The organism is Nonomuraea sp. NPDC050680, assembly GCF_040654555.1.
Taxonomy (GTDB): domain Bacteria; phylum Actinomycetota; class Actinomycetes; order Streptosporangiales; family Streptosporangiaceae; genus Nonomuraea.
The window spans coordinates 40,916-54,629 of record NZ_JBFAIF010000021.1; the positions used below are offsets into that span (position 1 = coordinate 40,916).

At 71.3% G+C, this 13,714-nt stretch carries 13 protein-coding genes; 4 read left to right on the top strand and 9 right to left on the bottom strand.

The genetic code is table 11. The features are described from left to right. Positions 1–41 precede the first annotated feature (41 nt). Complete coding sequence (locus AB0H88_RS42210) at positions 42–1,646, top strand: efflux RND transporter periplasmic adaptor subunit (protein ID WP_357654232.1); 1,605 nt, start codon at positions 42–44, stop codon at positions 1,644–1,646. Between the two features lie 185 nt (positions 1,647–1,831). Here AB0H88_RS42210 and AB0H88_RS42215 read toward each other — a convergent pair whose 3' ends face one another. The 5 genes from AB0H88_RS42215 to AB0H88_RS42235 all read right to left on the bottom strand — a co-directional run bounded on the left by AB0H88_RS42215 (position 1,832) and on the right by AB0H88_RS42235 (position 8,407). After that, entirely contained in the window at positions 1,832–3,358 is a 1,527-nt protein-coding gene (locus AB0H88_RS42215) for an alkaline phosphatase D family protein (protein WP_357654233.1), read from the bottom strand. Between the two features lie 65 nt (positions 3,359–3,423). After that, positions 3,424–5,136 carry a hypothetical protein gene (locus AB0H88_RS42220; RefSeq protein ID WP_357654234.1) on the bottom strand — a complete coding sequence of 571 codons (1,713 nt, stop codon included), beginning with the start codon at positions 5,134–5,136 and terminating at the stop codon, positions 3,424–3,426. Continuing rightward, entirely contained in the window at positions 5,129–6,910 is a 1,782-nt protein-coding gene (locus tag AB0H88_RS42225; RefSeq protein ID WP_357654235.1) for an HSP90 family protein, read from the bottom strand. The genes AB0H88_RS42220 and AB0H88_RS42225 overlap by 8 nt, the downstream gene beginning before the upstream one ends. A 100-nt stretch (positions 6,911–7,010) precedes the next feature. Then, on the bottom strand, positions 7,011–7,592 hold the full coding sequence (locus tag AB0H88_RS42230; protein ID WP_357654236.1) for an HAD family phosphatase: 582 nt from the start codon (positions 7,590–7,592) through the stop codon (positions 7,011–7,013). Next, complete coding sequence (locus tag AB0H88_RS42235) at positions 7,589–8,407, bottom strand: hypothetical protein (protein WP_357654237.1); 819 nt, start codon at positions 8,405–8,407, stop codon at positions 7,589–7,591. The genes AB0H88_RS42230 and AB0H88_RS42235 overlap by 4 nt, the downstream gene beginning before the upstream one ends. 225 nt (positions 8,408–8,632) lie before the next feature. Here AB0H88_RS42235 and arfB point away from each other — a divergent pair, with 225 nt between their 5' ends. Then, a complete protein-coding gene (gene arfB / locus AB0H88_RS42240) occupies positions 8,633–9,040 on the top strand; it encodes an alternative ribosome rescue aminoacyl-tRNA hydrolase ArfB (protein WP_357654409.1) in 408 nt (135 codons plus the stop codon). A 14-nt stretch (positions 9,041–9,054) separates the two neighbouring features. Here the strand turns inward: arfB and AB0H88_RS42245 are convergent, their stop codons facing one another. Beyond that, the gene (locus AB0H88_RS42245; RefSeq protein WP_357654238.1) at positions 9,055–9,618 is read right to left on the bottom strand and encodes an NAD(P)H-dependent oxidoreductase; all 564 of its coding nucleotides are present in this window, start codon (positions 9,616–9,618) and stop codon (positions 9,055–9,057) included. A 117-nt stretch (positions 9,619–9,735) separates the two neighbouring features. Here AB0H88_RS42245 and AB0H88_RS42250 point away from each other — a divergent pair, with 117 nt between their 5' ends. Then, entirely contained in the window at positions 9,736–10,704 is a 969-nt protein-coding gene (locus tag AB0H88_RS42250; RefSeq protein WP_357654239.1) for an aldo/keto reductase, read from the top strand. A gap of 105 nt (positions 10,705–10,809) precedes the next feature. On the opposite strand, the gene AB0H88_RS42255 is transcribed toward AB0H88_RS42250, so the two are convergent. Further along, the gene (locus AB0H88_RS42255) at positions 10,810–11,736 is read right to left on the bottom strand and encodes an acyl-ACP desaturase (protein ID WP_357654241.1); all 927 of its coding nucleotides are present in this window, start codon (positions 11,734–11,736) and stop codon (positions 10,810–10,812) included. Positions 11,737–11,813: 77 nt separating this feature from the next. On the opposite strand from AB0H88_RS42255, the gene AB0H88_RS42260 reads away from it, so the two are divergent. Beyond that, positions 11,814–12,281 carry an NUDIX hydrolase gene (locus AB0H88_RS42260; RefSeq protein WP_357654243.1) on the top strand — a complete coding sequence of 156 codons (468 nt, stop codon included), beginning with the start codon at positions 11,814–11,816 and terminating at the stop codon, positions 12,279–12,281. Here the strand turns inward: AB0H88_RS42260 and AB0H88_RS42265 are convergent. Beyond that, a complete protein-coding gene (locus AB0H88_RS42265) occupies positions 12,244–12,867 on the bottom strand; it encodes a hypothetical protein (RefSeq protein WP_357654245.1) in 624 nt (207 codons plus the stop codon). The genes AB0H88_RS42260 and AB0H88_RS42265 overlap by 38 nt on opposite strands. A gap of 42 nt (positions 12,868–12,909) precedes the next feature. Continuing rightward, complete coding sequence (locus tag AB0H88_RS42270; RefSeq protein ID WP_357654246.1) at positions 12,910–13,698, bottom strand: HAD-IIA family hydrolase; 789 nt, start codon at positions 13,696–13,698, stop codon at positions 12,910–12,912. Positions 13,699–13,714: the final 16 nt, after the last annotated feature.

Consider the following 13,714-nt stretch of genomic DNA (forward strand, 5'->3'; position numbering starts at 1 on the left):
CGCAGCCTCGTACCCACCTGTTCACGCCATGATGGGCCTTCATGAGATCGACTATCCCGCCGAAGGCGCTCAAACTCGGCGGGCTCGCCCTGGCCGTCCTGGTGGCCGGCTCCGGCCTGGTGCTGGCACTCCGTGACGATTCGGAGCCCGCCGCCCAGGTACGGCTGGCCGCGGCCAAGCGGGGCGTCGTCACCGCCTCCGTCACGGCCGCGGGCAACACCGTGGACGGCTCGCGGCGTGACCTGGGCTTCGGCGGCTCCGGAACGGTGACCAAGGTCTACGTCAAGGTCGGCGCCAAGGTCAAGAAGGGGCAGGTGCTGGCCCGGGTGGACAGCCGGGCGGCCCGCGAGGGCTACACGGCCGCCACCGCCGACCTGGCCGCCGCCGAGGAGGCCCTCGAGACCGCCTCGACCGCCGCCACCAGCACGGCCTCGTGCGCGCCGAGCAGCGGCGGCACGTCCGCCTCCGTCGCGGGCGCGGTCGCCGCCAAGGGCGCCTTCGGGCCGTCTGCGGTTCCCGTCGTGGACACCGGCGCCTCCGGACCTTCAACGGGCACCGGCAGGGGTGCCTTCGGGCCTTCCGCCGCGCCCGTCGTGGACACCGGCCCCACCACGACGCTCACTCCGGGTACGACGCCGACCCCCCGGCCCACCTGGACGCCGACGCCGGAGCCCACGCCGAGCGGCCCCGAGCCGCAGCCCACCGTCACGGTCACCGTCACGGCCACGGCGACCGTCACCGCGACCGTCACGGCCACGCCGGACGGCGGCCGGCCGTCAGCCTCGCCGACCGGCACCTCCACCGGCAAGCCGTCCGCCAAGCCCACTGGGAAACCCACGGGCAAGGCCACCGGGAAACCCACAGGTAAGGCCACCGGGAGGCCCACGGGCAAGCCGTCGCCCGGTGCCTCGGGCCGGCCGACCGGGAAGGCCACGCCCGGAACCCGCCAGTCCCAGGGCGGCAGCCCCTGCGCCGGTACGAACGGCAAGGGCGGCATCAGCGAGGACCAGGCCAGCGCGAACGTGGACCGCGCCCAGGCCGCCCTCGAGCAGGCCACCGACGCGGTGCGCGGCACCCGGATCGTGGCCCCCGCCGCCGGCACGGTTCTGTCGGTGGCCGGATCGGTCGGCGACACGGCGGGCACCAGTACGTTCATCAGCCTCGGCGACCTGAACGAGCTCCAGGTCGACGCGCTGGTCACCGAATCCGACGTGAACAAGCTCAAGCTCGGCCAGCAGGCTAGCATCACCCTGGCCACGCGGGGCGCGCAGAAGTACCCGGGCACGGTCACCCGCATCGCGCCGACCGCCACCGTGAGCAACCAGCTCGTCCGCTACTCGGTGACGCTCGCCTTCGACCGGCCGCCGCGCGGGCTGATGCTCGGGCAGACCGCCTCGGTGTCGGTGACGACGGGCACGGCCAATGACGGGATCTACGTACCGGCCGAGGCGGTGAAGAGCCGGGCCGACGGCACCAGCGTGGTCACCGTACGCTCGGGCGGGCGCGACGCGGCACGGGCGGTGCGTACGGGGGTGCGCGGCGACCAGTACGTGGAGATCACCTCGGGCCTGAGCGAGAGCGACCAGGTGGTCATGGCGGACAGCACCACGGGCGAGTTCCCGGACGACAGCTGGCCGGAGAGCTGACGACCCACCGGCCGGGCCACATGGGGTGGCTCGGCCGCGTTTCCGTTGAGCGAACCCTCAGCCCTTTGACAGCGAACGTTCAGGCTCGGACCCGGGGGCCTCAGGCTCGGGTCCGGAGGGCTCGGGTCCAGAGGGCTCAGGTCCGGGCGGGCTCGGGTCCGGGCGGGCTCGGGTCCGGGCGGGGCTCAGGCTCGGGGTCCGGCGGTGGCCGGGATGGTGAGGCTGTGGGCGGTCTTGGCCGGGGCGCCCTTGCGGGAGATGTAATCCAACGTCCGGAAATCCACCGAAATATCATCACGAGTGACCTTGGCCATGAGATAGCCCCGCCGCTGGTCGATGTAGGAGATGTGCGGGTTCTCCTGCAGCGACTCGGCGATCCACGTCCGGTCCCGGTACCCGTCCCCGTCGCTGGCGATCGACGACGTCACCAGCTCCTTGGCCACCACGGGCGAGTCGGGGTCGTCGAAGTCGGTCTTGAGGTCGGCCTGGTGGTGCATGTGGGCGTCGCCGGTCAGCACGACCGGGTTCGAGGTGCCGGACAGCGAGCCCAGCAGCCGGGTCCGCTCGGCGGCGTACCCGTCCCACGCGTCGAGGTTGACCTCGCGGCCCGGCCCCACCTTGTAGTCGCGCTGCGCCATCAGGATCTGCTGCCCGAGGAGGTTCCACCGGGTGCCGGAGCCGCGCAGGCCGTCCTCCAGCCAGCGCCACTGGTCGGCGCCCAGCAGCGTACGCCCGGCCGCCAGCCGCTCGTCGCACCCCGCGCGTACCCCGTCCAGGCACGCCTGGTCGTCACGGAACTGCCGCGTGTCGAGCAGGTGGAAGCGGGCCAGCGACCCCCAGGAGACGCGCCGGTTCACCCGCAGCACCGCGCCCTGCAGGCTCGCCCGGCGCAGCGGCATGTTCTCGTAGTACGCCCTGAAGGCGTCCGCCCGGCGCCGGGGGAAGCCGGGGGCGCCGGTGCTGGAGACGGAGCCGGCCCAGTTGTTCTCCACCTCGTGGTCGTCGAAGGCCACCAGCCATGGCGCCACGGCGTGCGCCCGCTGGAGGTCGTGGTCGCTCTTGTACTGGGCGTGCCGCAGCCGGTAGTCGGCCAGCGTCTCGCACTTGCCCGGCGTGTGCGTGCGTACCCGGCCGGCCAGCGCGGTGTAGCCGCTGGGGCCGTACTCGTACATGTAGTCGCCCAGGAACACCACCAGCTCGGGCTCCTGCTCGGCCAGCCTCTGGTAGGCGGTGTAGTAGCCGTGCTCGTAGTGCGCGCACGCGGCCACCGCGAACGTGAGCGGCTGCTCACCCGTGGGCGTGGTCCTGGTCCGGGCGGCGGGCGAGAGCCTGCCCTCGCTCTTGAACCGGTAGAAGTACTCGCGCCCCGGCTCCAGGCCCGCGACCTCGACGTGGACGCTGTGAGCGGCGCCCGGCCGTGCCTCGGCCGTACCGGATTTGACGATCTTCGAGAAGCGCTCGTCGGTGGAGACCTGCCAGTCGACGTCCACACCGCGGGAGGGCATGCCGCCGCGGCCGTCGCCGGCTAGGGGGTTCGGGGCGAGGCGGGTCCAGAGGACGAAGCCGTCGGTGGACGGATCTCCGGAGGCCACGCCGAGGGTGAAGGGGTCCGTTTTGAGGGTTCTGGTCTGCTGGAGAGAGGCTGCTGCTGCCTGCTGGGATGGCGCGAGGAGCGTCACTGCCGCCGCGGCGAGGAAGGATCTGCGGTCCACGGTCCAGGTATGTCCACCTCGACTGACAGGGTTGTGACAGTGGAGTCAAGGCTGGATGAACAGCGTCAGTCCTCCTGCTCCGTCTCTTCCCGCAGTCCTTCCAGAAGCTCGCGGGCTCGCACGGCGGCTATCTGATCGTCGAGGGCCAAATAGGCGTCGAGGGCTTCCTGGCAACGTTCTGCCGCTGCCTCGTAGCACTTGGCCCGCTCGAGGGCGACGGCCTCGTCGTAGCCGAGCCCGGCCAGCTCCCAGGCCGCCTCCCGCCGCTGCCCCGCGTCCGGCTGCCCGGTGCCCGGCTCCCCCACGTCCGGCTGTCCCATGTCCGACGCCGCGGTCAGGACCGCTCTGGCCTGGGCGTACGCCTCGCTGATCTCGGCGAGGTCGTCGCCGGCGAAGTAGACGCACTTCGCGCGCAGCCTCATGGCGCAGCCTGCGGCGAGGAGCTCGCCGGCGTCCCGGTAGAGGTCGGCCGCCGCCGCGTACGCCTGTGCCGCCTCCACGTCCAGATCGACGTCGGCCAGCTCCTTGGCCACCTCCATGGCCGCGGCCGGGTCGCCCGCCTCGCGCAGGGCGGCCAGCCCGGCTTCGTGTTCGCCCAGCTCGAACAGCGTGCGGGCCCGGGTCTCGCGGACCCCCGTAAGGCTGTCGGTGTCCGCGGGGTCGATCCGACCGGCCGGCTCGCCGCGGCGGGCGGGCGAGAGGAGGGGGAGGTGGGCGACCAGCGGCTCGGCCGCCAGCGTGGCCGCCACGCGACGCGTGTGGACGTCGTCGCCGTTTCGGACGTCGAAGCGGGCCGCGATCTCCCGCGCCCCGGCCGCCAGTTCCGCGTGCAGCTCCGGCACCGGCACGTCGCGGCCGGCCCGCCGTACGGTGAGCTCGTCGTGGCCCGTCTCCATCAGGCGGCGCAGGACCAGCGCGGCGCCGGTCATGAACGAGCCGGCCTGCGCCGGCGACGGCGGCCGCTCCAGCAGCGGCAGCTCCCGCTCCAGGATCTCCAGCCCGCGCGTCTCGTTCCCGGTCAGCGCGCAGAATTCCAGGTGGTCGCCGATGTCGTCCAGATATCCAATCTGTCCCTGCACGATCCGGTACGCCCGGCGGTGCCCCTCCGCGGCCTCGTCCAGATGCCCGGTCTTGAGGTACGGCGTGAGCAGGGTGCACAGGATGCTCTGCGGCTGCACTCCGCAGGAGAACTGGCCCGCGACGACGGGCCCGGCGACGGCCACGGCCTCCTCGTACCGGCCCAGCGACGCCAGCACGTACGCCCTGCCGCCGAGGTCGCAGGCGCGGCAGTCGGACAGGTCGTCGCGCGGCGCGGTCTCCCAGCGATGCAGCCACTCCTCGACGGCCGGCTCGTCGCCGAGGTGGAGCGCGACGCGGCAGCGCTGCGCGTACACGGCCTGGGGCGTCCCGGCCTCGCGGTAGCGGCGCTCCATGTCGTCCAGCGCGTCGAGCGCCCGCCGCAGCGGGATCTCCGGGAACCTGCGCATGTCGCTCATGATCCACTTGAACTGCCAGAGCACTCTGCGCGCCTGCCACTCGGTGAACCGGCCGGGCTCGGCGTCGTAGGCGGCCACGGTCCGGGAGAAGGTGGCGAACGACTTCGCGGGCTCACCGCCGTACTGATAGGCCTGGGTGAGCGCGAGCCGTGCCGCGATCGCCGGCTCCGGCTCGCGCAGCGCCTCGGCCTCGCGCAGCGCCCGCTCGGCCAGGACGGTCCTGGCCTCCCCGTACGGCAGGCGCGCCGCCTCCGCCAGCAGCGTCTCGACCTGGTCAGTCATGCGTGCCCCCTTGCACGGCCCAGTCGAGCAGGCCGAGGAACGAGCGGTTGAGCGCCGCGGTGTCGGCGGGCCGCAGCGGGTGGTGCCCGTGGAGCAGCGCCATGCCGTACAACGCCTCGACGGCGGTGGCGGCCAGGGTCAGGTCCGGCAGCCCGGTGACGCGGCGGACCAGCGGGTTGCGGTGATTGAGCACCAGCCTGGGCCGGTCCACCGCCAGCGTGCGCTCCATCGCGCCGAGTACGTCGGCCCAGAGCTCGTCCCCCACGTCGCGGGCCTCGCGCAGCTCCGCGTGGTGCTGGGCCGCGCGGCTGGTCAGGTAGAGGGCGGGCAGCGAGGCCGGGTCGAAGTCGCGCAGCACCACCTCGCAGCCGAGCGGGTCGAGCACCCGCCCGGCGGCGCCGAGGAAGGGGCGGGCGCGCAGTTCCGCCTCCGGGTCCGGCGGGCTCAGGTGGGTGGCCAGCTCGGCGGGGTCGAGGCGGGCCAGCCCGGCGTCCGGGTCGATGCGGGTGAGGCGGGGCAGGATCTCGCCGTCGTAGACGTAGCCGCCGTTGACCAGGCCGACGCCCTGCGCGCCGGAAACGGCCGCGAGCTGGCGGAACTCGTCGACACTGGTGGTGTAGCGGCCGTTCGGGTGCCTCGTCCTGAACTGGGCGAGCGTCATCCGCCCGGCGCTGGTCTCATACTCCAGCCATCGATCGACCAGCCTGAGCATCTCGTCGTCGTGCAGGGCCAGGGCCTTGACACCCAGGTGGTGCAGACCCAGGAAGGCGCGCAGGCCGTCGGGGTCGGTCTCGGCCAGCCGGACCAGCCAGGCGCGCAGCTGGCGGCCGAGCTCCAGACGGGTGTGTTCGAGGAGGTCGTCCTCGTAGAGCGCCTCGCGGCTGGCGGTGGGCCGCAGTTCGGCCGCGTCGACGACGCCGCGGGCGAAGAACGCCCAGTCGGGCAGCAGGCCGTCGGCGCTCTCGGTGAGGAGCATGCGCTTGAGGTAGACGCGGTGGCCGCCGCGGACGGCCGGGTTCGCCGGAGTGGGCAGGATGTAGGCCACACCGGTGAGCCCGGCTTCGGGGACGTGGAGGTCGACGACGTCGAGCGGCGTGAAACCGAACAGCTCAGCGCCATGCTTTTGCAGGAAATTTCGTCTTATCGCGGGGGACGCGTGCTTTACCTGCCAGGGCGGGGCGTCGAGGGTGGTGCGGCGGCCGTTCACGGTGACGTCGATCGGCAGGAGCGAGCCGTACAGCTCCGCCAGCTCGGTGATCGTCCGCTCCGTCACCCACTCGGCGGCGTCCGGCCGCGCCGCGAGGGTGACCGTGGTGCCCGGCTCGTCCCGCTCCTCCCCCGCCGGCGTCACCTCGTAGCGGCCGTCGGAGCGTCCGGTCCAGAGCACGGTCGGGCCGCCCCTCGCCGACCTGGTCCGCACGCTGATCTCGTCGGCCACCAGGAAGCCGGACAGCAGGCCGATGCCGAACTGGCCGAGGAACTCGTGCCGGGCGAAGCCCAGCTCGTCGCGCTTGGAGGAGCGGCCGATGGTGGCCAGGAGCACGTGGACCTCGTCCTCGGTGAGGCCGATGCCGGTGTCGTGCACGCTGAGCCGCCCATCGGCCACCTCGATGGTCACCGTGGCGGGCGCCTGCGGGTCGGCCGCCCGGCGTGCGGTGATCGCGTCGGCCGCGTTCTGGAGGAGCTCGCGGACGTACACGCGAGGGCTCGAGTACAGGTGGCGGCTGAGCAGGTCGACCACACCGCGCAGATCGACGTTAAAGGCGCTTTCCATTTGAAACACCATAAATCACATAAGAGATAATCCGCCGCTCGATTAACGCGCCTCACGCCTTGAGCACCTCACGCCCTGAGCACCTCACCCCCTGAGCACCTCACCCCCTGAGCGCCTCCCGCAGCGCCTCGGCGGAGGTGAAGCGTACGCCGGTCATGCCCGCGCGCTCGGCCCCCGCCACGTTCTCCGCCCGGTCGTCGATGAACACGATCTCGGCCGGGTCGGCGTCGAGGTCGGCCGCCATCCGGTCGAAGATCTCCCGGTCCGGCTTCACCAGGCCCATCCTGCCGCTGTAGAAGCGGTGCTTGATGTTCGCGATCCAGGGCAGCCCGTCCAGGCCGTCGGCCAGGCAGACGGGCGCGTTGGACAGCAGGGCCACGTTGCCGCCGTCGTCCAGGAGATCGTTCAGGATGGCGACCGTCCCCTCGTCCGGGTAGGCCCAGCTGGCCACGTCCATCGCGACCAGCCGGGCGATCTCGGCGATGGTGGCCGGCCGGCCGAGCACCGCCGACCAGTAGGCGGCCGGAGACAGCGCCGCCCGGTCGAACTCCAGGCGGTGCTCCCAGTAGCCCCGCTTGAACGCCTCGGGATCGGCGTTCACCGCCTGGGCCATCTCGTCGGCGTCGGACTCGGACTGGGGCAGGGACAGTACGTTGCCGTAGTCGAAGACAATCCACGTCATGGCAGGAATGGTCGCAGATGCGGGTCGAGCGCCGGGCAACCCAGGTATTTCTCGGCCGTGTGGAAGTCGATCCAGTCGAGATTGACGCGTTCCTCCACGTCCACGCCGGTGAAGCTGTCGCACAGATCGGGCGGAATGGCCGCGATGTCGTCTTTGTCGGCGATGTTCACCCAGCGCTTGACGCCGGCGGGCCGGCTGCCGAGGCCGTTGATCGGGGCGGGCAGGAGGCGCTCGAAGACCACGTTGCGCATGCCCAGCGGGCTGCCGAGGGTGATCAGCAGGTCGACCTCGAGGTCGGGGTTGGCCCAGAGCGTCTCGTAGGCCACGACGCTGCCCAGCGAATGGGCGATCACCACCCGGGGGCTGTGCTTCCTGATCGTGTCGCGGACGGCCTCCTGGCATCTCTCGCGCCGGGCCGGGTCGGTCAGGTAGGCCGCCACCTCCGGCGCGAACAGCGACGCGAACGCCACCGACCTGCTGTCGAGCCGGGCCAGCAGCCACCCGGTGAACAACTTGAGCGCTCCGGTGAAGCGCTCGCCCAGGCCCATGTTCCTGGCCCAGCCGACGAGCACCTGCTGGGCGGAGCCCTGCATGCCCGCGAACGCCTGCGGGCCCTCCGTGGGCCGGCCGTCGTGCAGCAGGTGGGAGAAGTAGGCCACCTCGCTGAAGTACGCCTGGCTCTCTCCTCCGAGGGCCGCCTGCAGATAGCGGTCCCACTTGAGGCGCATCGCCTCCGCCGCCCCGGTCGCGGAGTTGCCTGCCGCCACGTAGTAGTTGTACTTGCCGATCCCGTGCACGCCGACGATGCCCGCCACAGCGCCCTCCCAGTTTCCCCGTGATTCCAGGCGATGGTGACACACCTCACTTGCGGATCGTTTGCGACCGCCCACCAGCCGTCGCCTGCACCACGGAATCGGCCTCCCCCACAGATCGTTCATTCCATAGTCGCAGCGGCGTCTGTTATTGAAAATCCCATTGCTTTGGGCATATGTCGCTCAGGTACGGTGACATTCCACCGTGAGGAACAGGAGCACCCCGCCATGCCCGGCCCGCTGGTCGTCAACGACTCGGTCGTCATCCCGGACGCCGAGCTCGTCTGGCGTTTCTCCCGCTCTTCAGGCCCGGGCGGCCAGGGCGTCAACACCACGGACAGCCGGGTCGAGCTCGTCTTCGACGTGTCCGCCACCACGGCGCTGCCGCCGGAGCTCAAGGCTCGCGCCCTCGACCGGCTCGGCTCCCCCACGATCACCATCGCCGCTTCTGAATACCGCTCCCAGCTGCGCAACCGCGAGGCCGCCGAACAGCGCCTGGCCCAGCGCATCCGCGAGGCCATCGCGCCCCCGCCCAAGCGCCGCCGCGCCACCAAGCCCAGCCGGGGCTCGGTCGAGCGCCGCATCGCCACCAAGAAGCTCCGCTCCGACGTCAAACGCATGCGCCGCAGCCCCTGACCCTTCAGCCAGGATTATGCAGAAGGGCCCGCCAGGACGAGGCGGGGCGTGAACACGGGCCGCGTCCTGTGCGGTACGGGGCAGAGCTGGCCGATCACTTCACGTACCTGGTCGCGCAGGTAGAGCGCCGTCAGACGGCCCTGGTCGTCGAAGTGCGGGCAGGTGGGCGAGAGCACCAACTCCGTGCCCATCACGACCGCGCCCGCGCCGGTGAGCTCCTTGAACAGCTCGGCCTGCGCCCACATGGCTCCGCAGGCGCGCACGCTGGCGCTCATCACGGCGACGTGCTTGCCCGCCAGGCGCCCGCCGCTCGACATCCAGCGCAGCGCGTGGCTCAGCTCAGCCGGGAGCAGGCTGTGCTCGGGCGCGGTGATCAGCACCGCGTCGGACTCGTCCAGCTTGCGGAGCAGGCCCCCGACCTGCTCCGGTACGGGACCGAGTGAGTGGGGCGGAACCGTGCCGAGCCCCCGCCAGCACTCCAGGCGCGCCCCCCGGGGCAGCTCCCCCTCCATCGCCTCCAGCAGCCTGGTGATGAACGATCCCGCCTGGAGGCTCGCGGCGATCCCGAAGATTCTCACCCTTCACTCCCAGGGATGTTGATGTGTGGCCCGTAGTCCTGAACCTTCCCGATGTCGCGGATGTCCAAGACCATCTCTGAGTCAAGAGGGGGCACGGGCTTACCGGATGATGGGCCCATGGACTACGTACGGGTGGGAATGTCGGGCCTGAAGGTGTCGCGGATCGGCCTGGGCATGATGAGCTACGGCGACCCGGCGGACTCGCCCTGGTTCCTGCCCGAGGAGGCCGCCGAGCCGATCGTGCGCCGGGCGGTGGACGGCGGGGTGACCTTCTTCGACACCGCCGACATGTATTCCGGCGGCGTCAGCGAGGAGATCACCGGCAGCCTGCTGCGCCGCCTCTTCGACCGCCGCGACGACTACGTACTGGCGACCAAGGTCGGTTACCCCATGGGCAACGGGGTCAACGATCGCGGGTTGTCGCGCAAGCACATCCTGGACTCGATCGACGCGTCGCTGCGGCGGCTCGGCACCGACCACGTCGATCTCTACCAGATCCACCGCTGGGACGATGAGACGCCCATCGAGGAGACCATGCGGGCGCTGGACGACGTGGTCAGGGCGGGCAAGGCCCGCTATATCGGGGCTTCTCTCATGTACGGCTGGCAGCTGGCCAAGGCGCAGCATGTGGCGAAGGCGGCAGGGTTGACCAGGTTCGTGGCGATGCAGACCCGCTACAACCTCGCCTACCGGGAGGAGGAGCGTGAGGTGCTCCCCTACTGTGCCGACCAGGGGCTGGGCGTGCTGCCGTACAGTCCGCTCGCCCGCGGCCTGCTGGCCGGCGGAGAGGGGCGGGCCACCACCAGGGCGGCGCACGAGGACCGTGCGCCCGAGAACGACGGCGTCGTGGCGGCGCTGCGGGCCGTCGCCGGGGAGCGCGGCGTGCCGCCCGCGCGGGTGGCCCTGGCCTGGCTGCTCGGCGAGAAGGCGGGGAACGGCGCCGTCGCCGCGCCGATCGTGGGGGCGACGCGCCCCGGCCACCTCGACGACGCGCTCGCCGCCGTGGACCTCGTCCTCACCCCTGACGAGGTCGCCCGCCTGGAGGCCCCTTACCGGCCGCGCGAGCCGTTCGGCTACGGCTGGTGATCGGCGGACGAGCCTGGCCCGCGAGATCCGGCCACGCAGCGACCGGACGCACTCGACCGGGCCAGGAATCGAGCCGGGCGGCGTAGAAGCGGCCCGGCAACTCGATCATCGCAAGGCGGCGCGGGCCTTGCGCTCGGCCCGGCGCTCGACGAACCTGGCCGCCGTCGCCTCCGTCTTGGCCAGGAACTCGGCCAGTTCCTCCCGGGCCTGCTCGCCGCCCGCGTCGAGGCCGGTCTTGTCGAACACCGCCCACTGCTTCAGCACCGGCATGAGCACGTCGTCCAGGTGCAGGCGCATGTCGTAGATGCCCTCGTGGGCGATGATCATCGCCTTGCGGGTGAAGCCCTCGATGCTGGAGCCGGGCATCTGGAAGGTCTTCACGACGTCGGTGACGGCGCGCATGGTCTGGTTGGGGTCCAGCTCGAAGGCGGCCTTGAGCAGGTTGCGGTAGAAGAGCATGTGCAGGTTCTCGTCGGCGGCGATCCTGGCCAGCAGCCGCTCGCAGCCCTCGTCGCCGGAGGCCCGGCCGGTGTTGCGGTGCGCGATGCGGGTGGCCAGCTCCTGGAAGGAGACGTAGGCGAGCTGCTCCAGCATGGTGCCGTACTCGGTGGTGAAGCCCGCCTCCATGTGCGTCATGCGGGCGCGCTCCAGCGCGACCGGGTCGACCGCGCGCGTCACCGTGAGGTAGTCGCGGATCGCGACGCCGTGCCGGCCCTCCTCGGCGGTCCAGCGCTGCACCCAGGTGCCCCACGCGCCGTCACGGCCGAACGTCGTGGCGATCTCGTGGTGGTAGCTGGGCAGGTTGTCCTCGGTGAGGAGGTTGACGATGAGCGAGACCCGGGCGGCCTCGGGCAGCTTCGAGTCGCTGTCCTGCCAGGCCTCGCCGCCGTAGACGCCGTCGAAGTCGCGGCCTTCGCTCCACGGAATGTACTCGTGCGGGAACCACTCTTTCGCCATCGCGTTGTGGCGGTCCAGCTCCCCGGCGACCACGGGCTCCAGCTCGTGCAGAAGTTGCGTCTGCGTCATCGCCATCAAGATCGTCTCCCTGTAGGTTACGGTACCGTAAGTTAGGCTACCCGAAGGTCGTACCGGCCAAATAGGGTGGTCGTATGCGACCGAGTTTCCGTGGCGTCCTCCTTGACCATGATGAGCGATTAGTGATCTTCCGCCGGACGGTGCCGGGGCACCAGGTCTACTGGTCCGTACCAGGCGGCCATGTCGAGCCCGAGGACGCCACCCTGGAGCACACGCTGCACAGGGAGCTGCTGGAGGAGCTGGGCGCGACGGTCTCGGGCGTGACCCCGTTGACCACGGTCACCTATCCGTGGCAGGGCGAGGTCAAGACTCAGCACGTATATGGCTGCCGCCTGATCGACATAGACCCGGCCCTGCGGCACGGGCCCGAGTTCGAGGACCCCTCGCGCGGGGTCTACGAGGTCGTGCGGCTGCCGCTGCGGGAGGCGGAGATCACCTCCCGGCACGTCGTCCCCGAGGCCGTGGCCGCCTACCTGTCGCGCAACATCAGCGCGCTGCCGCGTCTCATCGGCGGTCCTCGATCTCCCACAGATGGTCGATGACGTGCCAGGCCGTCCGCCGCAGGGCGTAGGCGGGCGGCCAGCCGGTGGTCTGCGGCGGCTGCCAGGGGCGTGACAGCACCTCGGCCAGTTCCTCGCGCATGGCGTCGCGGTCGGCCGGGCTCTTGTACGGCTTGTGCCGTACGTCCACCTTCCGGGCATAGGAACGCTCCGCCTCCGCGACGTGCGCCGCGACCTTCGACAGGTCACGCCCGCCGCCCCGCGGCCCCTTGCGCAGCTCCTCCGGCGACTCGGCGACGACCTCGTCGAACAGCTCCCACGCGGCGCGCAGCAACGCCACGTGGCGGCGCGCGGTGTCGGCGTCGATCGGCTCCTGGTCGAGCTCGGGGATCGCGAACGGCGCGCCGAAGTCGGTCATGTCGGTGCCCGGCTCTCGGGCGACCACCACGGGATCGCCCGGCTCGAACGGCAGCCCGGCCCGCTCGGCGATCAGCCGGTAGCGGGGCGCGTAGTCCACGAGCAGGTCGATGGCCGCCTCCTCGCCCTTGGCCACGCGGCACCAGCCGGGCCACTCCAGCGAGCAGGCGAAGACCTTCTTGGGGCCGACCTCCAGATAGATGCGCGTCATGCGGACCACCTTCCCAGGCTTACCTGTCAACCGGTGTCAGGTTCAGATCAGGTCGATGAGATCCGCCACCGAGTCGACCACCAGCGACGGCCGGTAGGGAAAGCGGTCGATCTGCTCGCGCTGGGTGACGCCGGTGAGCACCAGGATGGTGTAGAGCCCGGCCTCCATCCCGCACACGATGTCGGTGTCCATCCGGTCGCCGATCATCGCGGTGGTCTCGCTGTGGGCCTCGATCTCGTTGAGCGCGCTGCGCATCATCCGCGGGTTGGGCTTGCCGACGAAGTAGGGTTCGACGTTGGTGGCCTTGGTGATCATGGCCGCGACCGCGCCGCAGGCGGGCAGCGAGCCCTCGGTGGACGGGCCGACCGGGTCCGGGTTCGTGGCGATGAAGCGGGCGCCGCCCTCGATGAGGCGGATCGCCCGGGTGATCTGCGTGAAGCTGTAGGTACGGGTCTCGCCGAGCACCACGTAGTCGGGGTCGAGGTCGGTCAGCACGTAGCCGACCTCGTGCAGCGCGGTGGTCAGCCCGGCCTCGCCGATCACGTAGGCGGAGCCGCCCGGCCGCTGGTCGTCGAGGAACTGGGCGGTGGCCAGCGCCGAGGTCCAGATCGACTCGGCGGGCACGTCCAGGCCGGCGGCCGCCAGGCGTACCGACAGGTCGCGCTGGGTGTAGATGGAGTTGTTCGTCAGCACCCGGAATTTCTTGCCGGACTCGCTGAGCCGCTTGATGAACACGTCCGCACCCGGGACGGGTCTGCCCTCGTGTACGAGAACGCCGTCCATGTCGGAAAGCCAGGAGTTGATCCGCTTACGCTGAGTCACGCGGCCCATCGTACCGAGTGTCCCT

Bases quoted from the DNA above. Each gene is read 5' to 3' on its own strand.
- AB0H88_RS42270 (WP_357654246.1), bottom strand. From the start codon at position 13,698: ATGGGCCGCGTGACTCAGCGTAAGCGGATCAACTCCTGGCTTTCCGAC.
- AB0H88_RS42260 (WP_357654243.1), top strand. From the start codon at position 11,814: ATGCGACCGAGTTTCCGTGGCGTCCTCCTTGACCATGATGAGCGATTA.
- AB0H88_RS42220 (WP_357654234.1), bottom strand. From the start codon at position 5,136: ATGACTGACCAGGTCGAGACGCTGCTGGCGGAGGCGGCGCGCCTGCCG.
- AB0H88_RS42210 (WP_357654232.1), top strand. From the start codon at position 42: ATGAGATCGACTATCCCGCCGAAGGCGCTCAAACTCGGCGGGCTCGCC.
- arfB (WP_357654409.1), top strand. From the start codon at position 8,633: ATGCCCGGCCCGCTGGTCGTCAACGACTCGGTCGTCATCCCGGACGCC.
- AB0H88_RS42230 (WP_357654236.1), bottom strand. From the start codon at position 7,592: ATGACGTGGATTGTCTTCGACTACGGCAACGTACTGTCCCTGCCCCAG.
- AB0H88_RS42255 (WP_357654241.1), bottom strand. From the start codon at position 11,736: ATGGCGATGACGCAGACGCAACTTCTGCACGAGCTGGAGCCCGTGGTC.
- AB0H88_RS42265 (WP_357654245.1), bottom strand. From the start codon at position 12,867: ATGACGCGCATCTATCTGGAGGTCGGCCCCAAGAAGGTCTTCGCCTGC.
- AB0H88_RS42225 (WP_357654235.1), bottom strand. From the start codon at position 6,910: ATGGAAAGCGCCTTTAACGTCGATCTGCGCGGTGTGGTCGACCTGCTC.
- AB0H88_RS42250 (WP_357654239.1), top strand. From the start codon at position 9,736: ATGGACTACGTACGGGTGGGAATGTCGGGCCTGAAGGTGTCGCGGATC.